Genomic DNA, 25309 nt, shown 5'->3' with positions numbered 1-25309 from the left:
TGGTGGGTTTTGTCGTCAGTGGGGAGGCTGGATTGCCGGACACGCCGGGCCGTGCCCGCGGGCTGGGCGCGCTCGCGGCGTACGTCGGGGGAGCGCTGGGGCCGCTCGGCGGCGGCATCGTCGCTCCGCTCCTGCCCGACATGGCCGCGTCGCTGCACACCACGCGGAGCGCCGCGGCCGCGTCGCTCACCGTCTACCTCGCCGTCTTCGCCGGCGTCCAGCTCGTCTCCGGCACCCTCGGCGAGCGCTGGGGCCGGCGCCGCACCGTCCGCGCCGCCTATCTCGGGTACGCCGCCGCGACGCTGCTCTGCGCCATCGCCCCGTCGCTCGGGCTGCTGCTGGCCGGCCGTGCCCTGCAGGGGGCCGCCAACGCGTTCACCACTCCGCTGCTGATCGCCGGGCTCGCCGAGCTGGTGCCGGCCGCGCGGCTGTCCCGCGCCGTCGGCACGTACGCCTCCTGGCAGGCCGCCGGGCTGTCCCTGGCGCCGCTGGTCGGCGGCCTCTTCGGCGAGTTCTCCTGGCGCGTCGCATTCGTCGTGGTGGCGGTCGTCTCCGGGCTCCTGGCGCTGGTGCCGCCGCCGGGCGGCGCCCGGGCCGCCGTGCGCCCGCGCTGGCGTGCGCTGCTCTCCGGCCGGCTCGGGCTGCTGTCGATCGCGTCGTTCGCCTCCTTCGCCGGCAGCAACGGGCTGCCGTTCCTGGTCGCCCTCTACGCCCGCGACCGGTTCGGCACCGGTCCGGCCCAGGCGGGGGCCGTGATCGTCGGGTTCGGTCTGGCCGGAATCGCGCTCGGGCCGCTCTGGGGGTCGGTGGCCGGCCGGATCGGGGCGCGTCGCGCCGCCGCGCTCGGCGCCGTGGCCGTGGCGCCGCTGGTCGCCGCGGTCGGGGTGACCGGTCATCCGGTCGTGCTGGCCGTGGTGTGGACGGCGACCGGGGCCGCCGCCTCGCTGCTCACGGTGGCGTTGCAGCGACTGGCGCTGGACGCGGTGCCGGACAACCGCGGCGGCGCGGTCTCGGTCGCCTCGGCGTTGCGCTTCACCGGCAGCGCCGCCGCGCCGCTGCTCTGGCTGCCCATCTACCAGCGCCAGCACGGGGCCGGTTTCCTGGCCGCCGCCGCGGTGGTGCTCGCCGTCCTTCCGTGCGTGGCACTGCTGCGGGATCCCGCGCCGCCGCCTCCGGATTGACGCCGTCAGCGCCCGGTTTCGCGCCACCCGGCGGGACGAGGCGCGCACCACGCCGACCATGGCGCGCCGGCGGCTGCTCGCCGACGCAGACGCGGGAGCGGTGGACCTGCCCGCGTTGATGCGGCGGTCCACCGCTCCCGGTCGTCGGCGCTATCGCCCGGCGACGGACTATCGGTGGTAACGCGACTTCTTCGGCGCCGGCGGCGTGGTCGCCTCGACCCTGGTCGCGTTCTGGACGCCGTTGGTCACGGTGCCGCGCACGGTGACCCGGGCGCCGGTGGGCAGCGCCGACAGGGTCGTGGTCGCGCGGTTCAGGGTGACCCGGGCGGCGCTGTCGACGGGCACGACGACGTTGCGGCCGCCGCAGTTGACGGTGATCGTCGACGCGTCCGGGTCGACGGCGGCGACGGTGCCGTCGACGCCGAAGCTCCACCGGGTGGTGACGTCGATCCTGGTGGCGTTCTGGATGCCGTTGGTGACGGTGCCGGAGACCCGGACGCGGCCACCGGTCTGCACGGCGGAGAGCGTGGAAGCGGCGTGGTCGATGGTCACCACGGCCGCGCCGTCCACGGGAACCGTCACCGTGCTGCTGCCCCGGTTGACGGTGATCGTCGACGCGTCCGGGTCGACGGCGGCGACGGTGCCGTCGACGCCGAAGCTCCACCGGGTGGTGACGTCGATCCTGGTGGCGCTCCACTTGCCGTTGGTGACGGTGCCGGATACCCGTACGCGGGCGCCGGTCGGCGTGTCCGACAGGGTGGCGGCCGCACGATCGATGACGACCGCCGCGGCGCTGTTGACGGAGATCGTGGTGCTGGCGGCGTGGTTGACGGTGATGGTCGACGCGGTCGCGTCCACGGCGCCGACGGTGCCGTCCAGGGTGAACGACCGTTTCGGCGGCGGGGCGGGACGCCACTTCGCGGACACGCCCGCCTTGGTCGTGGTGTGTGCCGCCGACGCGGGCGCCGCCACGGCGCCAGCGAGGGCGAGGCCCCCGGCCACGGTCAGGACGAGCAGGTAGCGGTTGCGCATGAGACTCCTCAGCTGGTGCGACGCGGACCACGCCAGCGTGCGGAGCGAACGGTGCCGGCTGGACTGAACGCGGTTGCAACCCGGTTGTCGGCGGGCGCGGACGGACCGCCGGGGAGCGGACCCGCCCGCTTCGGTGTCCCGATGCGGCGGCAGTGGTCGCCAGATGTGTCCCGGTGCGCGGGTTTCGACGGCACGAGTCGGGGAAGCCACCGGGCCAGCGACGACTCACGGTTGGCAACTAAGCGAATGAGCGAACGGCCTGGCGATCTGCGCGGCTACCGGAAACTGGGATCCAGTGTTCTGGTCGACTACGGCGGGCCGACGCTGGCGATCAGCCTGCCGCACCCGGCGATCGCGCGGATCCGGTTCGCGCCGACCGGCGCGTTAGCTCCCCGCCGCTCGTGGTCGCCGGTCCCGCCGGACGAGGAGCTGGCCCCGCCGCACGTCACCGTGGGCTCCGACGACGGAACGGTGGAGATCAGCTCGGACGTGTTGACCGTGCGTGCCGAGCCCGCCGGCGCGCGGGTCACGGTCGCCGACCGGCGCGGCGGCCGGGTGCTCGTGGAGGACGGCCCGGAGGGCGGGCCGACCTGGAAGCCGGACGGCACGGCGATGTGGACGCGACGGATGCCGCGGGGGCAGCACTACTTCGGTTTCGGCAACCGCACGGGCCTGCTCGACAAGCGCGGCCGGATGTACGAGTTCTGGTGCACGGACCGGTTCGAGGAACAGGGCCCGGGGACGAACGAGCTCTACCAGGCGATCCCGTTCTACCTCGCGATGGACCCCGACGGTCATTGTTGCGGCGTATACCTGAACAACACGTACCGCAGCGTCTTCGACCTGACCGACGATCTCCACGAACAGCAGGTGATCCGCGTCTGCGGGGGTGAGCTGGACCAGTACGTGATCGCCGGGCCGACCCCGGCGGAGGTGGTGGAGCGGTACACGCTGCTCACCGGGCGGATGCCGTTGCCGCCGCGCTGGGCGCTCGGCTACCACCACTCGCGGTGGGGCTACTCGACCGCGGAACAGATCCGCCAGGTCGCGCAGCGGCTCCGCGCCGACGCGATACCCACCGACGTGATCTACATCGACGTCGACCATCAGCACGAGTACCGGGTGTTCACCTGGGATCCCGGGCGCTTCCCGAACCCGGCCGGGCTGGTGCGGGAGCTCCAACAGCTGGGCTTGCGCGCGGCGAAGGTGCTCAACGTCGGCGTCAAGTATCAGCCGGAGGGGGGCTACCCGGTCTACACGGAGGGGGCGGAGCTGGGATATTTCCTCACCGAGGGCGACGGGCTGATGCTGCGGTACGTCTGGCCCGGCCTCTGCGCGTTCCCCGACTTCGCGCGGACGCAGGTGCGGGACTGGTGGGCCCGCTGGTACGAGGAGTCGATCGGGATCGGCATCCGGGTGCTGGTCAACGACATGAACGAACCGTCCATGCGGGACCGGATGCCGGAGGACCCGCAGGCCCGGCGCATGGAGCCGCCGCTGGACACCCCGCACGGGCCGCCGGAGGAGCGGACCACGCACGCCGAGGTGCACAACGTCTACGGGTACCTGGAGAACTGCGCCATCAACTCGGCGGCGCGGCGGGCGCTGGCCGACGAACGGTATCTGATCGTCTCGCGCGCGGGCTTCGCCGGCATGCAGCGCCACTCGATGACCTGGACCGGGGACAACGCCAGCTACTGGGAGCACCTGGAGATGTCGCTGCCGCAGCTGCAGAACCTCGGGCTGTCCGGGGTCCCGTTCGCCGGCGCCGACATCGGCGGCTTCTTCGCCGACTGCGGGCCCGAGCTGCTGGCCCGCTGGTACCAGGCCGGCGCCTTCTACCCGTATGCCCGCAACAACTGCTCGAAACCGTGCGCGCCGCAGGAACCCTGGGTGTGGGGACCCGAGATCGAGGCGGTGTGCCGGCGCGCGCTGGAGCTGCGGTACCGGCTGCTGCCCTACCTCTACACCGTTTTCGAGGAGGCGTCCCGCACCGGCGCGCCGGTGCTGCGGCCGCTGCTCTACCACCACGCCGACGACCCGGCGGCGCGGGTCCGGGACGACCAGGCGTTGCTCGGCCGCGACCTGCTGGTGGCGCCGGTCGTGCGGCCCGGCCGGATCTCCCGCGAGGTCTACCTGCCGGCCGGGCGGTGGTACCACCTGCACTCCGGGGCGGTGGAGTCCGGGCCGGCCCGGCTGATCGTGGACGCGCCGCTGGACGGGGACGCGCCGGTCTATGTCCGGGGTGGCGCGGTGCTTCCGCTCGGGCCGGTGATGCAGTGGACGGGTGAGCGCCCGCTGGACCCGCTCTGGCTGGAGGTCTTTCCGGACGAGACGGGCGTCGCCGAGGGCGAGCTGTACGAGGACGACGGTGTCACCCGCGGGCACGAGCGCGGCGAGTGGGCCCGGACGCGGTACGCCTATCGGGACGGGACGCTGACCGCGCGGCGCGACGGTCAGTTCGTGCCGCCCGACCGAACCGTGCGCATCCGGGTGCACGGCGACACCGGCGGGCACGAGCGGCAGCTCGCCCGCGACGACCGGGAGTGGACGGTGGGGACGCGCGATGACTGAACCGATCAGCCCGGAGCCGGTCCGGGAGTGGAAACCCGAATACACCCCGGCGTACGTCAGCAACGGGATCATCGGGCTGCGGCTCTGTCCGATCCCGCCGCTCGGCGGGGTCGCCACCGTGAACGGCTTCGTCAAGATGGACGAGGCGACCGGGCTGGAGGCGTACGGGCGGGCGCCGTTCCCGCTCGCCGGCGACATGCGGGTCAACCGGACCGTGGTCACCCAGTGCCCCGACCGGGTCGTTTTCCGCGAGCAGCGCATGGACTTCGCCTCCGGGGAGTTGCACACCCGCTTCGACTTCGACGGCGACGGGGCGCGCGTCGAGCTCTCCCTGATCACGTTCTGCAGCCGCAACCGGCCCACGATCGCCGTTCAGAAGGCGACGATCCGGGTGGACCGCGACTGCGAGCTGGAGATCACCGCCGGGGTGAGTCGGGAGGGTGTCAACGGCTACTGGGCGGAACCGCCGATGTGCCCGTCCCACCCGCCCGGCCCGCTCGACTGCCTGATGCTCTGGAAGAGCGCGGGCGACATGGGGTCGTTGGGGCTGGCCTACGGCACCGAGCTGCTCGGCACGGACCAGGTCTACCGGAGGTTCAACGAGGGCAAGGACGGCCCGACCTCCACCTCGTACGTCTTCCACGCGGAGGCGGGGCGCGAGTACCGGCTGCACCACTACGCGAGCATGGTGCCGGACGTGTGGCACAGTCGGCCGCAGCATCAGGCGGCGCGGCTGCTCACCGCGGCCTTCGTGCGTGGGTGTGAGGCGCTGCGCGCCGACAACCGGGCGGCGTGGGCGGAGCTGTGGCGGAGCCGGGTGCAGCTCGTCGGCGCGCCGGAACGCTGGCAGCGGATGGCCGACGCGGCGTTGTTCTACTTGAACAGCTCGGCGCACCCGTCGTCCCCGGCCAGCACGCACATGTTCGGGCTGTCGTTCTGGCCCGACTACCACTACTACCGCGGCCACGTGATGTGGGACGTCGAAACGTTCTGCGTGCCGCCGCTGATCCTCATCCATCCGGACGCGGCCCGTGCGCTGCTGCGCTACCGCTCCTCGCGGCTCTCCGGCGCCGTCGCCAACGCGGAGGCCCGCGGCTACACCGGCGCGCAGTATCCCTGGGAGAGCAGCCCGCGGCACGGCCACGAATCCGCGCCGGTGGAGACGACGCACTCGTTCAACGAGGAGCACGTCAGCATGGACGTGGCGCTCGCCATGGCCCGCTTCGTGCACGCGACCGGGGACCTTGAGTTCGCCGAGACGTGCGCGTGGCCGGTGATGGCTGCGGTGGCGCGGTGGTTGGACAGCCGCATCGAGCGCACGCCGCGCGGTTGCGAGATGCGCGGGGTCAACGGGATCGCGGAGACCAAGACCACGGTGAACAACAGTGCGTTCGTCAACATGTCGGCGGTGCTCGCCCTCCGGGAGACGGTGTCGCTCGGGCGCGACCTGGGCAAGCGGATCGTGGAGTCGTGGAAGGCGCTGGCCGACGCGTTGGTCCTACCGATCGACCCGGACACGAAGGTGATCCGCAACCACGACGGCCACGACCCGGCGGAGCTCAAGGGCGAGACCCCGGAGGGCGCGGCCGCGCTCTTCCCACTGGAGTTCGACGTCGACGCCGAGACCGAGCGGCGGACGCTGGAGTTCCACCTGCGCTCGGCCGACAAGTACGTGGGGTCGCCGATGCTCTCCGCGCTGCTCGGCGTGTACGCCGCCCGGCTCGGCGACCGGCAGCGGGCCGCGGAGCTGTTCGAGAAGGGGTACGCGCAGTTCGTCATCGAACCCTTCGCCATGACGACCGAGTTCAGCCCGGTCGTCTACCCCGACCTGCCCCGACCGGTGCCGTTCACCGCCAACCTCGGCGGCTTCCTCACCAGCTGTCTCTACGGGCTGACCGGCCTGAAGCTGCACGCCGGGGACCCGGCCGCCTGGTGCAAGCGCCCCATCACGATGCCCCAGGACTGGGAGGGGATCCGGGTCGACCGGATCTGGACGCGGGGACGCCCGGCGTCGCTCACCGCGATGCACGGCACGCCGCGGGCGCGGATCGAGGAGTGGTAGTCAGGACGGGAGCCGCTGGCGCGTGGCGAGCAGCGGCGCCAACAGGTCCCCCCGCTCGGCCAGCCGCCGCCGGACCGCCGCGGGCCCGTAGCCCGGAGGCGGCCGGTCGCGCTCGGCCGCGTCCGCCACGTCCTCCCAGCTGATCGGGGCCGCGACGGTCGGCCTCGCGCCGCCGCGCAGCGAGTACGGCGCGACCGTCGACTTGCCGGCGTCGTTCTGGCTCCAGTCGATGAAGACCTTGCCGGCGCGCAGCGCCCGCGCCATCCGGTCGACGACCCGGCCCGGCGCGGCGCGGGCCAGGGTCGCCGCGACCGCCCGCGCGAACGCCTTGGTCTGCGCGTACGTCGCCGCGCCGTCGAGCGGCACGTGCAGGTGCAGCCCCTTGAGCCCCGAGGTCTTCGGCCACGCCCGCAGCCCCACCTCGGCGAGCATCCCGCGCAGCTCGAGCGCCACCGCGCAGGCCTGCCCGAACCCGGCCGGCGGCCCGGGATCAAGGTCGAAGACGAGCTGCGTCGGGTGGTCGATGCGCTCGGCGCACGCCAGGAACGGGTGCAGCTCGATGGTGGCCAGGTTCGCTGCCCAGACCAGCGCCGCCACGTCGTCGAGCACCGGGGCCTCGAAGGTCTTGCCGGTCTTCGGGAAGTGCAGGGTGGCGGTGCGCACCCAGTCGGGGTGCGGCGGGCAGCGGGTCTGGTAGAAGTGCGGCCCGCCGACGCCGCTCGGGTAGCGGTGCAGGGTGATCGCGTGGCCGCGGACGTGCGGCAGGACCACGTCGGCGACCGCCGTGTAGTAGTCGATCAGCTCGGCCTTGCTGAACCCGGTCTCCGGATACAGCACCCGCTCCAGGCTCGACACCCGCAGCCGTCGCGCCCCGACCGAGACGGTCAGCTCGTCGTCCACCCGGTCACCGCCTCGGTGAGCTGGTCGACCCGGCAGCTCTCCGGCGTCCGGTCCGGCCGCCAGCGCCGGAACCGGGCCGGGTGCCGCAGCCGCGAGCCGTCCGGCCGGTCGTACGCCACCTCGCACACCAGCTCCGGTCGCAGCGGGATCCAGTCCAGCGGCATCGCCGGCGTCCACCGCCCGGCCGAGCCGGCGAGCCGCCCGGCCGGCCCACCCTCCAGCGCGTACCCCTCGCGCCAGGGGTGCGCCCGCAGCTCGACGGCGTGCTCCATCAGCTGCGGCAGCAGCGTGCGGCGCTGTTCGCGGGCGAACGCGGCGGTGACGCCGACGTGGCGCAGCATGCCCTCGTGGTCGTAGAGGCCGAGCAGCAGGGAGCTGACCTCCGACCCGGCGGCGACCCGGCAGCCGGCGACCACGCAGTCCGCGGTCCGCTCGGGCTTCACCTTCCACCAGCCCCGCCTGCCCGGCTGGTAGGTGGACTCCACCGGTTTGGCCATCACCCCGTCGAAGCCGGCGCCCAGTTCGCCGCCGAGCCACCGCCGCGCCACCGTCGCCGCGTCCAGCGACGGCGTCAGCGTCACCGGCGTGTCCGGGCGGTCCAGCACCGAGGTGAGCATGCCGCGCCGATCGCGGTACGGCTCGTCGCGCAGGTCGCTGCCGCCGAGCGCCAGCAGGTCGAACGCGACGTAGTAGGCGGGCGTCTCGGCGGCGAGCCGGGCCACCCGGCTGGCCGCCGGATGCACGCGTTCGAGCAGCGCGCCGAAGTCGTGCCGGCCGTCCCGGGTGACCAGGAGTTCGCCGTCGAGGACGCAGGACGGGGCGGGCAGCGCGCGCAGCGCCGCGCACACCTCCGGGAAGTACCGCCCCAGCGGCCGGTCGTGCCGGCTGCGCAGCTCGATGGCGTCACCGTCGCGGAACACCAGGCACCGGAAACCGTCCCACTTCGGCTCGTAGCACAGCGCGCCCTGCGGAAGCTCGCGGACCAGCCGGGCGAGCATCGGCGCGACCGGCGGACCGAAGGCAAGGACCACGGCAGGGCATACCCGGCGACGGGGGCGGCATTCGCGCGGCGCGACGGCGCGCCGCGTCGTCGCCGGGGAGGAGCCGTACTCTGCTCGCGGACTTTTGACGATTCGCGCCGTGGCTGCGCCCGGTCTGTCCGATGCTCAGGTGGAGCGGCCGAAGGAGCGCAGGGTGAGGAACTACGACCCCGGTTGGAGCGATCTTCAACGCGGGCTGTACGACGAGTCGTACGACATCGGGCTGTCGTGGGCGACGGATCCCGGCACGTCCCCGGACGACCTGCAGCGCCTGCTCGAGCTGGGGGACACGGCCGAGACCGGGGCGCTCGCCGGCGGCGAGCTCGACTTCGGGCCGCTCGTCGACGGCGTCGCGGAGGCGACCGGCGAGGGGGTCGGCCGGGTGCCGGCCGACTTCGGCGACCCGGGATTCCGGGGCTTCGTGGAGGGAGCGCGCGACGGTGCCCCGGACGACGTGTACGGGGTGTGAATCGACGGGTGTGATCGGGCTCGCACGACGGCGGCACGAAGATCGTTAAGGCGTCCCCGGGGCGCGCCGATGGAACCGTACGTGCCTATCGCTGTGCTCGGACTCGTCGCCGCCGTCATCGGAATCATCGGATCGTTTCCCCAGGTCGTGAGGCTGATGCGCGCCTCGCACGCCGACGGGGTGTCGTTCGCGTCGGCGGTGCTGGGCCTGCTGTCGACGGCGACCTGGCTCACCTACGGCGTGACGCTCGGCGACCCGACGCAGATCGTGGCCAACGTGCCGACGCTGGTCGCGGCGATGATGCTGGTGGCGCTGATCGTGCGCCGAGCGGGGGCCCCGGTGGGGCGGGCCGTGGCGGGCATCCTCGGCTGGGGCGCGGCGATCGGGCTCGTGTTCCTCCTCGGGGGCGTGGCCGCGGTCGGGACCGCGGCGGCCGCCGTGTCGATCGTCCGGCAGGTGCCGCAGGTGCGGCTCGCGTTCTCGGGGGCGCCCCTGGACGGGCTGTCGCCCACCACCTACCTGTTCGCGATCACCAGCGGCTCGCTCTGGACGGCGTACGGCCTGGCCCTCGGTCTGGTGCCGGTCTGGGCGAACGCCCTGATCGCCGTCGTGCTCTCCGCCGCGGTGCTGGCCCGGCGGTGCCCGCCGCGCCGGGTGATCGCCGCGCTGGACGCGGGGCGGTGGGGGTCGCCCGGCCGGTTGCTGGTCCGCCCGGTGGTCGCGCGCGTCGCGACGGCGTAACCGTGGTCGCGCGCGTCGCGACGGCGTAACCGTGGTCGCGCGCGTCGCGACGGCGTAACCGTGGTCGCGCGCGTCGCGACGGCGTAACCGCGGGAGCTCAGCTGCCGGTCATGCTGTGCGGCGCGGTGACCGGCTTCGACTCCGGCGACGCGTGCTGGCGCAGCACGATGCTGAGCAGGACCAGCGCGCCGACCGCGAGGAACTCGCTCTGCCAGTTCTGCATGGACTGGAACCAGAAGTCGCTGGTGGCCAGGAACTGCCAGGCGCTGATCGGCGGGGCGGCGCTGGCCAGCGCCTGCTGCTCGTTGTACTCGGCGGCGCCGCCGATGACGTGCAGCACGAACGACGCCGCGAACAGCAGCAGCAGGGCGATCGAGAGGCTGTTGCGGTAGACCGTCAGCGCCACGCCGCGCAGGTGCACCGGCCACGGCGAGGCGGCGGTGGCGTGGTCCGGGTTGTCGTCGGGTCGGTCCGACTGATCCTCCGGCTTGGACTCCGCCGAGCCGCGCTGCACCAGGTACGCCGTGAGCAGCACGTACGTCCCCATCTGCAGGAACTCCGACTCCCAGTTCTCGAAGAGCGCCTCCGCGAAGTGCCCGCTGGTCAGGTAGCCGAGGTAGCTGTCGGCGGCGGCGCCGTACTGCAGCAGCTCCTCGTTGCGGACCTGCCACCCGAACACGCTCTGCAGGATCACGAACACGACGAACGCGCCGAGCATCGCCACCGACAGCGCGTTCACCCGGAGCCACCGAGACATGTCAGTCCCTCCACGTCTTCCCTCGTGGCACCCCATTTGCCCCGAACCGGGGACCTGCGAAACGAGGTGTGTTGCGGCCGGCGCACCATCCGCGATGTGTAGGGCAACACTGCTCCACCAACCGTCACCAGGAGCGTTCATGCGCATACGCCACCATCTCGCCGGCGGCGCGGCCCTCGCCGCCGTCCTGGCGCTCACTCCGGTGCCCGCCGGCGCCGTCGTCGATCCGGGGCCCGCGGGATCCGCCGCGGAGACGGCCCGACACGACGTCCGCCGGGCCGGCGCCGCGGTGCGCCCGACCGACGCTCAGCTCGCCGCGGTCCGTGACCTGGTCCGGGCCGCCGGTGCCGGCGTCCGGGTCAGCTGGGATCCGCGCTTCGGCACGCCGCGCACCATCCGCGCCGACGGCGGCTGGCTCACCGGACCCCGCTCGGGCGACGCCGTCGCGATCGCCCGGTCCTTCATCGACGCCAACCGCGACGCGTTCGGGTTCTCCGCCGCCGACGTGGCGGCGCTCGCCGTCGTCCGGGATCACGAGCTGGTCGGCACCGGCACCCGGGTGATCAACTTTGCGCAGAGTCACGCCGGACTGCGCGCCGTGCGCGGCGGTCACCTGGGGGTGGCGGTCGCCGCGGACGGCCGGGTGCTGTCGTACGCGGGCGCGCCGAGCCGGGGCGGCCGGCTGCTCGCCGCGCACCAGCTCACGCCGGGGCAGGCGCTGCAGAAGGCGGTCGGGAGGCTGGCGCCCGGGGTGGCGTACACCGCGCTGGCCGCGGGGGAACGGGCCGGCTTCCAGGTCTTCGCCAAGGGGCCGTTCGCCGGCGAGTCCTACGTGCAGAAGGCGGTGTTCCCGGTCGCCGACGGTGTCCGTCCCGCCTACCGGGTGCTCTTCGTGAAGGGCCTCGACGCCGCGTGGGACACCGTGGTCGACGCCGCGACCGGCGCGACGCTCTACCAGGCGTCGCTGGTGGCGCACGACGCCGAGGGCACCGTGTACGAGAACTATCCCGGCGCCCCGGCCGGCGGCAGCCCGGTCATCAGGCCGTTCGGGCCGACCGCGCAGTCCCCGTCCGGCTACGTGGACCCGACGGGTCTGGCCGGGCTCGCCGGGCCGACGACGGTGGGCAACAACGCCAACGCCTACGCCAACTACTCCAACTACCTGGTCCCCGCGGACCAGGGGCCGCGCCCGGTGAGCCCGACCGGCCAGTTCAACTACGCCTACGGCGCCAACTGGGCCCGCACCAAGGGCCAGACCGTCCCGCCGAGCTACGCGCTGGACCTCGACGCCGCGGCGACGAACCTGTTCTGGCACCACAACCGGATCCACGACGAGTTCTACGCGCTCGGGTTCACCGAGTCGGCGGGCAACTTCCAGCTGCACAACGGCGACCGGGGCGGCCAGGGCGGGGACCCGATCCTCGGGCTGGTGCACGCCGGGGCGGCCACCGGCGGCTCTCCGACCTACACCGGGCGCGACAACGCCTACATGCTGACCCTGCCGGATGGCATTCCGCCGTGGAGCGGCATGTTCCTCTGGGAGCCGATCAACGACGCCTTCGAGGGGCCGCACGCCGACGGCAACTTCGACGCCTCCGTCATCGAGCACGAGTACGCGCACGGCCTGTCCAACCGCTACGTCGGCGGTGAGGACAACGCCCTCAACACCCACCAGTCCGGCTCGATGGGCGAGGCGTGGGGCGACTGGTACGCGCTGAACTACCTGTACGGCAAGGGGCTGGCGAAGACGGCCGTCGTCGGCCAGTACGCGACCGGCAACGACACCCGCGGCATCCGCAACTGGGACTACGACGCGAACCCGACCGGTTTCGGCGACATCGGGTACGACCTGGGCGGGGCGGAGGTGCACTCCGACGGCGAGATCTGGACGGCGATGCTGTGGGACGTGCGCAAGGCGCTGGTGGCCCGCTTCGGCGAGGCGACCGGCGGTGAGATGGCCGCCCGGATCGTCACCGACGCGATGCCGCTGTCGCCGCCGGATCCGTCCTTCGTGGACATGCGGGACGCGATGCGGACCGCGTTGGACAACCGCTACCACAGCCGACCGGACTACGACACGGTCGTGGACCTCGTCTTCGGCGCCTTCGCGAAGCGCGGTCTCGGGCAGTACGCCAGCACGCGGGGCGGGGAGGACACCGACCCGGTCCCGTCGTACACGCACCAGAACCCCGCCCGCAACGGCACTCTCACCGGCACGGTGGTCAACGCGGGCACCGGCCGGCCGATCGCCGGCGCCCGGGTGATGCTCGGTGTCTTCGAGGCGCGGGTCACGCCGCTGACCACCACGTCGGCCGAGGGCGGCTTCGGCGCGTCGGTCACCGCCGGCACCTACCCGGTCACCGTCGCCGCCCCCGGATTCGGCGCCCGCACGGTCACCGGCGTCCGGGTGACCGCCGGGACCACCACGGCGCTGCGGTTCGCGCTCGCGCCGAACCTCGCCGCCACCGCAGACGGCGCGAGCGTGGTCTCGGCGACCGCGACCGGCGCGGAGCGGATGCTGGATGACACCGAGGCGAGCAGCTGGACGGCGGCGCCGGGCACCGGGCATGCGGTGATCAAGCTGGCCGCCCCGGCGGAGATCTCCTCCATCCAGGTCAGCGCGTTCACCACCGCCCGGTTCGAGGGGCTGCGCGGGTTCACCCTGCAGACCTCGACCGACGGGGTCACCTGGCGCACCGCGCTGGCCCGCCCGGACGCGTTCGGCTACCAGACGCCACGGCCGACCGCGCCGGACCTGCACTACAAGCGGTTCGGGTTGGGCAAGCCGGTGCAGGCCCAGTACCTGCGGTTCTGGACCGACAGCGCGCTCGGCGAGACCAAGACCGGCGTGCAGGTCGCCGAGCTGCAGGTCTTCGCCCGGGACGTGCAGGGCGTGGAACCGCTGCCGCCGTCGCCGCCGGACGAGCCGGTGAGCGACGCCGGCACGATCGTCGCCGGCAACCCCTCGACCGGCACCGTGGACGACGCGACCGGGGTGACCGCCACGGCGTTCCGGACGGCGTGCGCCGTCCCGCCCGCTCCCGCGCAGGGGGCGGACGGCTGGGTCACGGAGCTGCCGGCCAGCTTCGGCGACGGCGCGCACCGGGTCGAGGTCCGCGGCGGCGGGGCCACCCCGTACGACCTTGATCTGTACTTCTACGACGAGTCGTGCGCGCTCGTCGGCTCGGCGGCGTCGTCCGCGGCCGACGAGTCCGGCACCCTGCCGAGCGGCACCCGCTACGTGCTGACCCAGCTCTGGTCGGGCGCGGCGGTGCCGATCACCCTCACCGCGACCGACCCGCGGTAATCCCGGCCGCCGGTTCCGCTCGCCGGTCAGGGGCTTGTTCGCCCGCGGACATGTCCCTGACCGGCGGCTGGCGATCGGCGGTGCGGCTCAGGATGCGCCCCGGCGCGGCGCGCCCCGGCGCGGCGCGGCACGGCACCGCGACGCCGGTCGATGACATCGCATCGACGGCCATGAGCGCCGCTCGCGGGCCCCGCGACGACTCCCGATCCCGCGTACGCGTCCCGGCGCGCGGGAAATTTCTCACGTTGCGGGCGTCGATGCCGATCGGTGCACCGTTAGAGTGCGCAGAGTGCGGGACATGGGGTGGCACATGGCCGGGGCGACGCAGAACCGCGATGCCTGCCGGGCAGGTCGGCGGTGAGCGGGTCAGCTGAGGCCGCCGCGCTGGCCGCGCCGCCCGACGAGGTCGAGCTCGAAGCCGAGCTGGCCGAGCTCCTCGCCGCGCTCTACACCAAGCACGACGGGCTCTCGGAGCGGATCGACCAGCTGGCGGCCCGGGCGGCCGCGGCCGGCAACGACCGGTACGTCGTCCTCGCCGAGCTCACCCGCGCCGACATGTTCAACCGCACCCACCGCGCCGCGGAGGGCGCGCGGATCGGGCAGCGGCTGCTGGAGTCGGCCGACGACCCGGTGGTCGCCGCCCGTGCCCACGCGGTCATCTCCGGGGCGTTGTGGCGGCTGGGCGCGACGGGGGAGTCGGCCAAGCACGCCGAGCAGGCGATGGCGCTGCTCGGGGAGGGCGATCCGCTCTGCGTGCGCGCCGAGCATGCGGTGGTGTTCGCGATCCAGGTCAACGGCTACCGGCTGGGCCGGAACCCGATCGAGTGGTTCCAGTCCGCCCAGCGGCTGACCGAGGAGCTCGGCTCGCCGGGCCTGATCATCGCGAACCTGAACAACTGGGCGTGGGTGCAGTACGAGCGCGGCGAGCTGGCCGACGCGATCGAGCTGGTCGAGCGGATGCGGCAGACCGCCGAGCGGACCGGGCTGCAGCTCAACGCGTCGTGCGTCGACACGCTCGCCCGGATCCTGCTCGAGTCGGGCGACGCCGAGCAGGCCAGGTCCGTGATCGTCGGCGCGCTGGAGGGGTTCGCGGCCGAGACCGACTCCGACGCGATCCCGGGGTGCCTGCTCACGCTCGCGGAGATCCAGCGACGCAACGACGAGGTCGACGCCGCGATCGGGACGCTGACGTCGTGCCGGGAGATCGCCGTCCGGAGCCGTACCGCGGAGATGGGGGCGCGGGCGCTGCGGGAGCTGGCGACCTGCTACGCATCGGTCGGCGACTACAGGTCGGCGTACGAGCACATGGAGGCGTTCCACCGCGAGTGGACGCAGCTGCGCTCGCAGCAGGCCGAGGCATCGGCCTCCGTGGTGCAGGCCGTCTTCGGCATCGAGGAGGCGCGCCGCCGGAGCCGGGAGTTCCAGCGGCTCGCCGAGCGTGATCCGCTGACCGGCCTGTGGAACCGGCGCAAGAGCGACGAACACCTCGGGGAACTGCTCGCGACGCCGGCGGCCACGCGGGGCCCGGTCAGCGTGGCGATCCTCGATCTCGACCACTTCAAGCAGGTCAACGACCGCTTCTCGCACAGCGTGGGCGACCAGGTCCTCTGCGCGGTGGCGCAGATCTTCCGGGAGATGGCCGGCCCGGAAGGGCACGCGGTGCGGCTCGGCGGTGAGGAGTTCCTGCTGATCCTGCCGATGGCCGACCCGGCGGCGCGTGAGCACTGCGAGCGGGTGCGGCGCGCGGTCGAGGCGCACGACTGGTCGACGCTCTGCCCGGGGCTGACGGTCACCACGAGCGTCGGGGTCAGCGAGATCGGGCCCGGCGACGACTACTCCGCGTTGTTGCGCCGCGCGGATCAGCACCTCTATCGCGCCAAGGCGTACGGCCGCAACCGGGTGATCAGCGACGCCGACGGCGCCGCCCGGTAACGCCAGCTCCCCGGCCGGGTGACGCGCGGGCGCATCGTCGACGTGAATGCTCAGGATCCGGCGGAAACGGCCGATGACGAGGGCGTGACGTCTCCATCTGAGCCACCCACCACGCAGCTGGTCCACGTCGGCCGGCAGCCGATCTGGAACATGGATCGGGAGCTGATCGGTTACGAGCTGCTGTTCCGCAGCGGCATGGCGCTGGTCGCCGACCAGAACGGGTCGTACGCGACGGGCCAGGTGATCGTCCGGGCGTTCACCGAGTTCGGGGTCGGGGAGCTGGTCGGCGATAAGCGGTGCTTCATCAACACCACCCGCAGTTTTCTCGTGGGGGAGTTGCCGTTGCCGTTCGGGCCCGGGCAGGTGGTGCTCGAGGTGCTCGAGATGATGGACGTGGACGACGAGGTCGTCGCCGGGCTGGCGCAGCTGGTGGAGCGCGGGTACGAGATCGCGCTCGACGACTTCGTCTGGGGCAGCGGCCATGAGCGGCTGCTGGACCTGGCGACGTACGTGAAGCTCGACCTGATGGCCACGGACCGGGAGACGCTGCGCAGCATCGCGCGGCAGTGCCGGGCGTACCCGAACGTGCGCCTGCTCGCCGAGAAGGTGGAGACCGACGACGATCTGGTCTTCGCCAGGAGCCTCGGGTGCGAGCTGGTCCAGGGTTACCTGCTCGGGCGGCCGCAGGTCCTCTCCCTGCAGACGCTCTCGCCGTCGCGGCTGGGGCGGGTGCAGCTGATGGCCGCGCTGCTGCGTCCGGACGTCGAGATCACCGAGGTGGTGTCGATGGTGACCCGCGATCCGGCGTTGTCGCTGCGGCTGTTGCAGGTGACGAACTCCGTGGCCGGCGGCATCCGCTACAAGGTCTCGTCCGTGCACGAGGCCGTGATGATGTTGGGCATCGCACAGGTGCGTCAGTGGGTGTCGCTGATGGCGCTGAGCGACCTGGTCGACGCCGACGAGGTGCAGATCGCGCAGGCGGTGACGCGGGCGCGGATGTGCCAGCTGGTCGCCGAGCAGCTGGGGCAGCCGACGGATCAGGCGTTCACGGTCGGGCTGTTGGACCGGATCGCGGACCTGCTCGGGATGCCGGCCTCGCGGCTGGTCGACCAGCTTCCGCTCGCCGCCGACACGGCGCGCGCGCTGGTGGACGGCGGTGGCCCGCTGGGGCCGGTGCTGCAGATCATCCGGGCGTACGAGGGCGGCGACGCCGGTCCGATCATCGCGACCGGGGTCGACCCGGACCGGCTGGCCCGCAGCTTCCTGGCGGCCGTCGGCTGGTCAACCCGGGCGATGGCCGGGCTGTCGGACACCGCGCCGCCCCGCCCCGCCGCCGCCGCGAACTGACGCGCGGCGCCGATCGGGGCGCCGGACCCACGGCTGGTGCCGGGGGTCAACGGCGCAGGGCGGTGCCGCTCTGCTCCTCCGCTTCGCTCGTCAGCGGCTCGGCGATCTCCTCGAGGCTCTTGCGTTCGGCCTTGACGCCGAGGACCGCCTCCACCAGCCCGGCTATGATCATCAGGGTGGCCCCGACGCAGAACGCGAGCGCGGTGTCGCCGACCCGGCCGGTGCCGACCAGCCGGGAGAAGAGCAGCGGCCCGCTGATGCCGCCGGCCGCGGTGCCGATCGCGTAGAAGAAGGCGATCGCGAGCGCCCGGGTCTCCATCGGGAAGATCTCGCTCACCGTGAGGTACGCGGAGCTCGCGCCCGCGGAGGCGAAGAAGAGCACGATCCACCAGCACGCCGTCATTGTGGTGGCGTTCAGCGTGCCCGCTTGGAACAGCAGCGCGGTGCCGAAGAGCAGCAGGCCGGAGAGGACGTACGTACCGGAGATCATCACCTTGCGCCCGACGGTGTCGAAGAGCGGCGCGAGCAGCAGCGGGCCCAGCAGGTTGCCGAGCGCGATCACGGCGAAGTACCAGCCCGTGCTGCCCGCCGGCACGTCGAAGAAGGTCTGCAGGATCTGCGCGAAGCCGAAGGTGATGGCGTTGTAGAGGAACGCCTGCCCGACGAAGAGCGCGAAGCCGACCGCGGAGCGGTGCGGGTAGCGCCGGAAGAGCGTCCGGCCGATCTCCAGGAAGCCGATCGTGCGGCGCTGGTGGATGGTGAGGTACTTGTCGGGGTTGTCGAGCCGTTCGCCGGTCTCCTCGCGGACGTCGTCCTCGATCTCCCGGACCACCCGTTCGGCCTCGCGGTCGCCGCCGTGGATGAACAGCCACCGTGGACTCTCGGGCACGTTCCGGCGGACCAGCAGGATGACCGCGCCGAAGACGACGCCCAGGCCGAACGCGACCCGCCAGCCGACGTTCCCGGGCAGGCCGGTGATCAGCGGCACGGTCAGCAGCGCGCCGATGCCGGCGCCGAGCCAGAACGTCCCGTTGATGATGATGTCGATCCGTCCGCGGTAGCGCGACGGGATCAGCTCGTCGACGGCGGAGTTGACCGCCGCGTACTCGCCGCCGATGCCGACGCCGGTGAGGAACCGGAAGAGGAAGAACCACCAGGCGCTGAAGGAGAACGCGGTCAGCGCCGTCGCGGTGAGGTACAGGGCGAGAGTGACGATGAAGAGTTTCTTCCGGCCGTACCGGTCGGTCAGCCAGCCGAAGAAGAGCGCACCGGTGCAGGCGCCGGCGACGTAGAGCGCGGCGGCGACGCCGGTGACCTGGGACTGTGTGATCGACAGCCCGCTGCCGGGCGCCGCCAGGGCGCCGGAGAGGTTGCCCACGATCGTGACCTCGAGGCCGTCGAGGATCCACACGGTCCCGAGACCGATGACGATCATGAGGTGCCAACGCGACCACGGCAGCCGGTCGAGCCGGGCGGGGACGTTGGTCCGCACCGTCGCGTTCTCGCCCCCAGTGCCCACGCCGTCGCCCCCGTCGCTCGCCCGCCACGACGTGCCGCGCTTTCCCGTAGGGGCGCGGAGCAAACCGCCGGTATGGGGCAACTGGTATGCGCCGCCGCGGGATCGGGCCGCCTAAATTAACCGGCATCGATGGCGGGCGCGCTCGCGCCCCGCTCCTGCCTCCCGAAGGAGTTCGTCATGCTCAGACGAAGCGCTCTCCGCGGCGTACTCGGCATGCTGGCGGCCGTGCTGGCGGCGCTCGGCACCCAGACCGTCACGCCCGGGGTCGCCGCCGCCGACGTCTCGGTCGCGGCCCGCACCGTGTACTACGACGCGAGTCGCGCCGGGGAGTTCGCCACCAACTTCCACCAGGCCGCGCAGATCTGGAACAGCAGCGTGCGCAACGTGCGCCTGCAGGCCGGCAGCCCGGCCAGCGTCACCATCTACGTCGACAGCGGCTGGCCCCGCGCGCAGGTGACCGGCCTCGGCGCCGGGCGGGTCTGGATGGGCTGGCAGGCGGTGAACCAGGGGTACGACCGCACGCGGATCGCCACCCACGAACTCGGGCACATCCTGGGGCTGCCCGACCGGCGCACCGGCCTCTGCTCCGACCTGATGTCGGGCAGCAGCGCCCCGGTCTCGTGCCGCAACGCGTACCCGAACGCCGCCGAGGCGGCCCGGGTGGACGCGCTCTTTGCCGGGACCGCCGCGGCGTCGCGCGCGGTGACCGCGGTGGCGGGCGGCTACACGTGGAGCGGGGCCAGGTAGCGCCCGCGACGCTGTCGTCGGATCGCAGACGGCCGATGCCCGCCCCGGCGGGCATCGGCCGTCCCCGTGTTACCGCGCGGCGGTCGGACGTTCGCCGAGAATGCGCGAATCCGTTGTGGCAGTGGGATTCCCCGCGATCTGGCCGGTCTGTACCATGACGTCGGTTGCGCGATCTTTAGCGCGTTCTGACCGGCTGCGCTTCCCCTCCACGCCGCGGAGACGAGTATCTGATGGCCTCTCGGGTTCGTCCCATTCGTAGCCAGCTCCTGACTCTAGTCATGATTCCGATGATCTCGCTGCTGGCGCTCTGGGGCTTCGCCACCTACCTCACAGTGGGCGACGGGTACCGACTGCTGAACCAGGGGCGGCTGATCACGGAGTTCGCCGCGCCGGCCGAGGAGATCCTCGGCGCGATCCAGGGCGAACGGCGGGACTCGATGGTCTTCCTGGCCGATCCTTCGGTGGAGAACCGCACCCATCTGATCCGGTCCCGCACCCTCGTCGACCAGAAGGTCGACGCGTGGCGGTCGGCGATGGCCCGCGACGACGTGCAGCGCATCACGCCCGAGCGCGTGATGCGGCTGGCGCGCGTCCAACTCGCCGCGTTGGACGGGCTCGCGGCGCTGCGGTCCGATGTAGATGGTCGCAGCGTCGCCCCGGTCGCGCTGATGGCGGGCTTCACCGACATCGTCGATCCGATCACCCCGCTCTACGCGGCCGTGGCGAGCTTCCCCGACGACGAGGTCTCCGCCGAGGGACGGGCGTTGCAGCGGTTGGCGCACGCGCGCGAGCTGCGGGCGCGCGCCGACGCCGTACTGGCCAACGCACTCGCCGCCCGCGGCTTCACCGACGACAGCTACGTCCAGTTCGTCCAGGCCGTCGGGTTGATGCGCGCCGAGTACCACGAGGCGTACGTCCAGATGACCGGCCTGTACCGGCGGGAGATGGACGCCAACTTCGCCAAGGAGCCGTACCCCTGGCTGGCCCGGATGGAGAACGCGGCGATCGCGACCGGCGGAGCGGGCCGGATCCCGGTCGACGCGAACCGGTGGCGGGAGCAGAACGCCGCCGCGCTCGCCCAGCTCTCCGACTTTCAGCTCGACCTCGCCGTTCACGTCGAGGAGCACGCCAAGGCGCCCGCGTACCTGATCTTCGCGCGCATCCTGGTCGCCGCCCTGATCGGGCTGATCGCGGTCGTCGCCACCGTGCTCGTCTCGGTGCGGATCGCCCGCCGGCTCGCCAACCGGCTGCGCGACCTCAGCGCGGACGCGCACGCCCTGGCCGACACGCAGCTGCCGGCGGTGGTCGACCGGCTTCGGCACGGCGAGGAGGTCGACGTCGAGGCGGAGGCGCCGGTCCTGCGCCGCAGCGCGGACGAGATCGGCGAGGTCGGCGACGCGTTCAACACCGTGCGCCGCACGGCGATCGCCACCGCGGTCGAGCAGGCGCAGCTGCGCGCCGGCATCCGCAACGTCTTCCTCAACATCGCGCGGCGCAGCCAGACGCTGGTGAAGAAGCAGCTCGGCCTGCTCGACGTGATGGAGCGCAAGACGGTCGACCCGGAGGAGTTGGCCGACCTGTTCCAGGTGGACCACCTGGCGACCCGGATGCGGCGCTACGCCGAGAACCTCGTGATCCTCGGCGGCGGCCGGGCCGGCCGCAACTGGGGCAAGCCGGTCGGGATGCAGGAGGTGCTGCGGGGCGCGGCCTCCGAGGCCGAGCACTACGAGCGGGTCCGGGTGCTGCCGATCCCGCCGGTGCTGCTGGACGGCGCGGTCGTCTCCGACGTCATTCACCTGGTCGCCGAGCTGATCGACAACGCCACCGCGTTCTCGCCGCCGCACACCACCGTGCAGGTCTCCGGCCAGATGGTGCCGCACGGCTTCGCGATCGAGGTCGACGACCGCGGGCTGGGGATGTCCGAGACCGACCTGGCCGCGGCCAACGGATGGCTCACCGACCCGCCGGAGTTCAACGTGCTGGCGCTGAGCGACACCCCGCGGCTGGGGATGTTCGTCGTCGCCCGGATCGCGTCCCGGCACGGCATCAGGGTGTCGCTGCGGCAGTCGCCGTACGGCGGCATCACGGCGATCGTGCTGGTGCCGCCGCACCTGGTCGCCGAGGCCGGCGCGGAGCACCGGCTGGGGCGCGACGATGCCGTCGAAGCCCCGACGCCGGCCGGCGCCGCCACCGGCGACGCGGAGCCGGAGGAGCGGGTCCCGGTCGGGGCAGGGGTGCGCGCGGCCGCGACCGGCGACGACCGGGCGACCGTCGACGTGGACACGGTGGCGGTCCCGGTCTACACGCCGCCGCTGCGCAGCGTGGACCCGGGCCACCGCACCGCCCCGCGCCCGCCCGCGCAACGCACCGGCCCGGCCGCCCCCTCCGGCTCCACCGGGCCCGGCTCCGGGCCCGCGGCCGAGCCGCAACCGGACAAGACCCACCTCGGCCTGCCCGTCCGGGTGCGCCAGGCGCGGCTCGCCCCCGGGCTGCGGGACGCGACGCGGCCGACGCCGCCCGAGGCCCAGCCGCTGCAACCGGCCCGGTCGCCGGAGGAGATCCGCCGGATGATGAGCGCCTACCAGCGCGGCACCGCGCGCGGGCGCGGGCAGATCACCGACGACGCTGACCTGCCGCCCACACCGGACAGCACGAGTACGGCCGAGGCCGGCCACGCCGACGAGGAGAGTTGATGGTCCAGCGTACGAACGCGGTTAGCGACTTGAACTGGCTGCTGGAGGATCTGGTCCAACGCGTCGCGGACATCCGGCACGCGGTCCTGTTGTCCGCGGACGGGCTGCTGATCGCGGCCTCGGCCGGCCTGGAGCGCGCCGACGCCGAGCACCTCTCCGCCGTGGCCTCCGGCTTCTCCAGCCTCGCCCGGGGCGCCGGCCGGCACTTCGAGAACGGATCGGTACGGCAGACCGTCGTCGAGCTCGACACCGGCTTCCTGTTCGTGACCGCCGCCGGTTACGGCGCCAACCTCGCAGTCGTGGCGGCTCCCGCCTGCGACGTGGGGCTGGTGGCGTTCGAGATGAACCTGCTCATCCAGCGGGTCGGAAAGAACCTCGCCACCGCCTCACGGACGCCGCTGCGGCAGCCGCGGCCGGACGCCGACCCGCTCTTCCAGCAGCAGGGGACGGCGTGATGCCGGGCAGCCGGGACCCGCGATGACGCAGCCGGGCCGGGAGGCGGAGGAGGAGCCGGAACGGTCGCTCGTGCGGCCGTACGCGATGACCCACGGTCGCACCCGGCCGGCGACCGACTTCGACCTCATCACCCTCGTGGTGGCGGCCCGGCCGCCCCGCCCCGAGGAGGCGTGGGAGCCGGAGCACCTGTCCATTCTGGAGCTGGCCGCCCGACCCGTCTCGGTGGCGGAGATCGCCGCCCGCGTCAACCTCCCGGCGGGCGTGGTCCGGGTCCTCCTCGACGACCTGCGGGGCCGGGGCGCGCTGATCGTGCGCGCCGCGGCCGGCGCGGTCTCCACCCCCCACCTCACGATCCTGAAGGCGGTGGCCGATGGCCTACGCGCACTCTGACGACAGCGTCGGCGGCGATCCCGCGACGCGGGAGTTGCCGACGGCGGTGAAGATCCTCATCGCCGGCGGCTTCGGCGCCGGTAAGACCACCATGGTCGGGTCGGTCAGCGAGGTGGAACCGCTGCGGACGGAGGAGCTGATCACCGCCGAGAGCATCGGCGTCGACGATCTGTCCGGTGTGGAGGGAAAACACACCACCACCGTCGCGCTGGACTTCGGCCGGATCACGCTCAGCGAGACGCTGATCCTCTACCTGTTCGGCACGCCGGGGCAGGACCGGTTCTGGTTCGTCTGGGACGAGCTGGCGTTGGGCGCGCTCGGCGCGGTGGTGCTCGTCGACACCCGGCGCCTCGACGACAGTTTTCCGTCGATCGACTACTTCGAGAAGCGGGGGATCCCGTTCATCGTCGCGGTGAACTGCTTTGACGGCGCGCGCCGCTACGAGCCGGCCGACGTGCGGATCGCGCTCGACCTGGACGACGACGTCGTGGTAATGCTCTGTGACGCCCGGGACCGCGCCTCCACAAAGGACGTGCTGATAACGTTCATGGAGGAGTTGATCCGGCGGACGCAGCGGTGAGCGTGGATCTTCCCCCTCCCGCCGGCACCTGCTAGGCAGTACTGTTTGCGGCATGTCTGTCGATCCGTCCGTGGACACCGGTGCAGGCGCTCCCCCGAGCATCGAGTTTGACCACTACAGCCCGCAGTACCGCGACAACTGGCAGCAGATCGCCGACGAAAACCTGGCCAGATGCCCGGTCGCCCGTTCCGGCACGTACGGCGGCTTCTGGCTGGTCTCCGACTACGCCAGCGTCAGCCGCGTCATCCGGGACGACGCGACGTTCACCTCCACGCACAACATGGACGACCCGAGCGACCCGCGCCAGGGCATCGTGATCCCGCCGAACCCGATGCTGCAGGTCCCGATGGAGTTCGACCCACCCCTCTACAACGTCTACCGGCGGATGCTCAACCCGTACTTCTCGCCGCCGGCGGCGCGCGCGCTCGAGCCGTTCGTCCGGCAGGCCGTGGACGCCCTGCTCGACAAGGTCTGCGCCACCGGGCGGATGGACCTGGTCCTCGACCTCGGCAACCCGGTCCCCGCCCTGGCCACGATGAAGCTGGTCGGCCTGCCGCTCGACGACTGGGAGCGGTTCGCCGAGCCGATGCACGGCATCGTGTCGCACCCGGCGGGCGGGCCGGAGTACCTGCGCTGCATGAACGCCCTGCAGGAGCTGGGCAACGCGCTCGGCGCGCTGGTGCCGGGGCTGCGCGAGCGGGAGGCGGACGGGCTGCTCAGCGGGCTGGCGAAGGCGACCGTCAACGACCAGCCGCTCTCCGACGGCGAGGTGGTGCTGATCGCGCTGCTCGTCATGCAGGGCGGCGTGGACACCACCACGGCGCTGCTCGCGAACACGCTGTGGTGGCTGGAGGAGCATCCGGAGCAGCGGCAGCGGCTGATCGAGGAGCCGGCGCTGCTGGAGCACGCGACGGAGGAGTTCCTGCGCATCTTCACGCCGGTGCCGGCGCTCGCCCGCACCGTCACCGAGGATGTGGTGGTGGGCGGCCAGCAGATGTGCGCGGGCGACCGGGTGTTGATGTCCTTCTCCGCCGCCAACCGCGACCCGGAGGTCTTCGACGACCCGGCCGAGGCGCGGCTGGACCGCTTCCCGAACCCGCACGCCAGCTTCGGGCTCGGTATCCACCGCTGCATCGGGTCGAACTTCGCGCGCTCGTGGTTCCAGATCATGCTCCGCGGGGTGCTGGACCGCATGCCCGACTACGCCATCGACCGCGACGCGACCCGGCGCAACGAGTCGATCGGCATCATCAACGGCTTCTTCAACATGCCGGCCACCTTCACGCCGAGCGAGCCGCGCGGCGTGCCGATGCCGGAGTAGGGGGCGAGGTGCGCGTCACCGTCGACCGCGACCGGTGCAGCGGACACGTCCGCTGCGCCGCGCTCGCGCCGCAGGTCTACCGGCTGGACGAGGAGGGGTACGCCGCCGCCGGCGCCCATCCCGTCCCGCCCGGCCAGGAGCGTCCCGCCGAGCGCGGCGCGCTGGCCTGCCCGGAGGGCGCGATCTCCGTCTCGCGCTGATCATCCGACACTGGGCGTAGCGGAGGGCTCAACCGGAGGCCGGGGTGGCCGATAGCTTCCC

The 25309-nt window shown here is 72.8% G+C and carries 19 protein-coding genes and 1 pseudogene; 15 read left to right on the top strand and 5 right to left on the bottom strand.

Annotated elements, in window-relative coordinates; translation table 11 throughout:
- Positions 1-32 precede the first annotated feature (32 nt).
- Entirely contained in the window at positions 33-1181 is a 1149-nt protein-coding gene (locus BLW47_RS06355) for an MFS transporter (protein ID WP_175543520.1), read from the top strand.
- A 168-nt stretch (positions 1182-1349) separates the two neighbouring features.
- On the opposite strand, the gene BLW47_RS06350 is transcribed toward BLW47_RS06355, so the two are convergent.
- Entirely contained in the window at positions 1350-2213 is an 864-nt protein-coding gene (locus BLW47_RS06350) for a hypothetical protein (protein WP_091552835.1), read from the bottom strand.
- A gap of 246 nt (positions 2214-2459) precedes the next feature.
- Here BLW47_RS06350 and BLW47_RS06345 point away from each other — a divergent pair, with 246 nt between their 5' ends.
- Both BLW47_RS06345 and BLW47_RS06340 read left to right on the top strand, forming a co-directional pair.
- Positions 2460-4787 (top strand): glycoside hydrolase family 31 protein, encoded by a 2328-nt coding sequence (locus tag BLW47_RS06345; protein WP_139307170.1) that lies wholly within the window; start codon positions 2460-2462, stop codon positions 4785-4787.
- Positions 4780-6849 (top strand): glycoside hydrolase family 65 protein, encoded by a 2070-nt coding sequence (locus BLW47_RS06340; protein ID WP_091552831.1) that lies wholly within the window; start codon positions 4780-4782, stop codon positions 6847-6849. Before BLW47_RS06345 ends, BLW47_RS06340 begins: the two co-directional genes overlap by 8 nt.
- On the opposite strand, the gene ligD is transcribed toward BLW47_RS06340, so the two are convergent.
- The gene (gene ligD / locus BLW47_RS06335) at positions 6850-7749 is read right to left on the bottom strand and encodes a non-homologous end-joining DNA ligase (RefSeq protein WP_091552829.1); all 900 of its coding nucleotides are present in this window, start codon (positions 7747-7749) and stop codon (positions 6850-6852) included.
- The gene (locus BLW47_RS06330; protein WP_217634794.1) at positions 7734-8780 is read right to left on the bottom strand and encodes an ATP-dependent DNA ligase; all 1047 of its coding nucleotides are present in this window, start codon (positions 8778-8780) and stop codon (positions 7734-7736) included. Before BLW47_RS06330 ends, ligD begins: the two co-directional genes overlap by 16 nt.
- Positions 8781-8943: 163 nt before the next feature.
- Between BLW47_RS06330 and BLW47_RS06325 the strand changes: the two genes are divergently transcribed.
- Complete coding sequence (locus BLW47_RS06325; RefSeq protein WP_091554536.1) at positions 8944-9258, top strand: hypothetical protein; 315 nt, start codon at positions 8944-8946, stop codon at positions 9256-9258.
- 81 nt (positions 9259-9339) lie between these two features.
- Positions 9340-9999, top strand: a complete 660-nt coding sequence (locus BLW47_RS06320; protein ID WP_175543519.1) for a SemiSWEET family transporter — start codon at positions 9340-9342, stop codon at positions 9997-9999.
- Between the two features lie 97 nt (positions 10000-10096).
- Here BLW47_RS06320 and BLW47_RS06315 read toward each other — a convergent pair whose 3' ends face one another.
- Positions 10097-10756 carry a DUF6766 family protein gene (locus BLW47_RS06315; protein WP_091552825.1) on the bottom strand — a complete coding sequence of 220 codons (660 nt, stop codon included), beginning with the start codon at positions 10754-10756 and terminating at the stop codon, positions 10097-10099.
- Between the two features lie 139 nt (positions 10757-10895).
- On the opposite strand from BLW47_RS06315, the gene BLW47_RS06310 reads away from it, so the two are divergent.
- The 3 genes from BLW47_RS06310 (at position 10896) to BLW47_RS06300 (ending at position 17342) form a co-directional block, all read left to right on the top strand.
- Entirely contained in the window at positions 10896-14063 is a 3168-nt protein-coding gene (locus BLW47_RS06310; protein ID WP_091552822.1) for a M36 family metallopeptidase, read from the top strand.
- Between the two features lie 357 nt (positions 14064-14420).
- Positions 14421-15995 carry a GGDEF domain-containing protein gene (locus BLW47_RS06305; protein WP_091552819.1) on the top strand — a complete coding sequence of 525 codons (1575 nt, stop codon included), beginning with the start codon at positions 14421-14423 and terminating at the stop codon, positions 15993-15995.
- A gap of 84 nt (positions 15996-16079) precedes the next feature.
- Positions 16080-17342 (top strand): EAL and HDOD domain-containing protein, encoded by a 1263-nt coding sequence (locus BLW47_RS06300; protein WP_245736466.1) that lies wholly within the window; start codon positions 16080-16082, stop codon positions 17340-17342.
- A 46-nt stretch (positions 17343-17388) separates the two neighbouring features.
- On the opposite strand, the gene BLW47_RS06295 is transcribed toward BLW47_RS06300, so the two are convergent.
- Positions 17389-18861: an MFS transporter gene (locus tag BLW47_RS06295; RefSeq protein ID WP_245736464.1), complete on the bottom strand. Its 1473-nt coding sequence runs from the start codon at positions 18859-18861 to the stop codon at positions 17389-17391.
- A gap of 177 nt (positions 18862-19038) precedes the next feature.
- Between BLW47_RS06295 and BLW47_RS06290 the strand changes: the two are divergent.
- The 7 genes and pseudogenes from BLW47_RS06290 to BLW47_RS06260 form a co-directional block, all read left to right on the top strand.
- A pseudogene (locus BLW47_RS06290) lies at positions 19039-19602 on the top strand (snapalysin family zinc-dependent metalloprotease); the annotation flags it as partial.
- A gap of 284 nt (positions 19603-19886) precedes the next feature.
- A complete protein-coding gene (locus BLW47_RS06285; RefSeq protein WP_175543518.1) occupies positions 19887-22301 on the top strand; it encodes a sensor histidine kinase in 2415 nt (804 codons plus the stop codon).
- Positions 22301-22756 (top strand): roadblock/LC7 domain-containing protein, encoded by a 456-nt coding sequence (locus BLW47_RS06280; protein ID WP_091552813.1) that lies wholly within the window; start codon positions 22301-22303, stop codon positions 22754-22756. Before BLW47_RS06285 ends, BLW47_RS06280 begins: the two co-directional genes overlap by 1 nt.
- Before the next feature lie 22 nt (positions 22757-22778).
- A complete protein-coding gene (locus BLW47_RS06275; protein WP_091552810.1) occupies positions 22779-23147 on the top strand; it encodes a DUF742 domain-containing protein in 369 nt (122 codons plus the stop codon).
- A complete protein-coding gene (locus tag BLW47_RS06270) occupies positions 23128-23727 on the top strand; it encodes a GTP-binding protein (protein ID WP_091552807.1) in 600 nt (199 codons plus the stop codon). The genes BLW47_RS06275 and BLW47_RS06270 overlap by 20 nt, the downstream gene beginning before the upstream one ends.
- Before the next feature lie 52 nt (positions 23728-23779).
- Positions 23780-25048, top strand: coding sequence for a cytochrome P450 (locus BLW47_RS06265; protein WP_091552805.1), 1269 nt, complete (start codon positions 23780-23782; stop codon positions 25046-25048).
- 8 nt (positions 25049-25056) lie between these two features.
- Positions 25057-25248 (top strand): ferredoxin, encoded by a 192-nt coding sequence (locus tag BLW47_RS06260; RefSeq protein ID WP_091552803.1) that lies wholly within the window; start codon positions 25057-25059, stop codon positions 25246-25248.
- The last annotated feature ends 61 nt before the right edge of the window (positions 25249-25309 follow it).

The organism is Micromonospora pattaloongensis (assembly GCF_900107255.1).
Taxonomy (GTDB): Bacteria; Actinomycetota; Actinomycetes; order Mycobacteriales; family Micromonosporaceae; genus Micromonospora_I; species Micromonospora_I pattaloongensis.
This window is presented reverse-complemented; position numbering and strand designations above follow the sequence as displayed.

Coding starts and splice junctions, on each gene's coding strand:
- BLW47_RS06285 (WP_175543518.1), top strand. CDS start 19,887: ATGATTCCGATGATCTCGCTGCTGGCGCTCTGGGGCTTCGCCACCTAC.
- BLW47_RS06340 (WP_091552831.1), top strand. CDS start 4,780: ATGACTGAACCGATCAGCCCGGAGCCGGTCCGGGAGTGGAAACCCGAA.
- BLW47_RS06345 (WP_139307170.1), top strand. CDS start 2,460: ATGAGCGAACGGCCTGGCGATCTGCGCGGCTACCGGAAACTGGGATCC.
- BLW47_RS06350 (WP_091552835.1), bottom strand. CDS start 2,213: ATGCGCAACCGCTACCTGCTCGTCCTGACCGTGGCCGGGGGCCTCGCC.
- BLW47_RS06270 (WP_091552807.1), top strand. CDS start 23,128: ATGGCCTACGCGCACTCTGACGACAGCGTCGGCGGCGATCCCGCGACG.
- BLW47_RS06310 (WP_091552822.1), top strand. CDS start 10,896: ATGCGCATACGCCACCATCTCGCCGGCGGCGCGGCCCTCGCCGCCGTC.
- BLW47_RS06280 (WP_091552813.1), top strand. CDS start 22,301: ATGGTCCAGCGTACGAACGCGGTTAGCGACTTGAACTGGCTGCTGGAG.
- BLW47_RS06275 (WP_091552810.1), top strand. CDS start 22,779: ATGACGCAGCCGGGCCGGGAGGCGGAGGAGGAGCCGGAACGGTCGCTC.
- BLW47_RS06315 (WP_091552825.1), bottom strand. CDS start 10,756: ATGTCTCGGTGGCTCCGGGTGAACGCGCTGTCGGTGGCGATGCTCGGC.
- BLW47_RS06265 (WP_091552805.1), top strand. CDS start 23,780: ATGTCTGTCGATCCGTCCGTGGACACCGGTGCAGGCGCTCCCCCGAGC.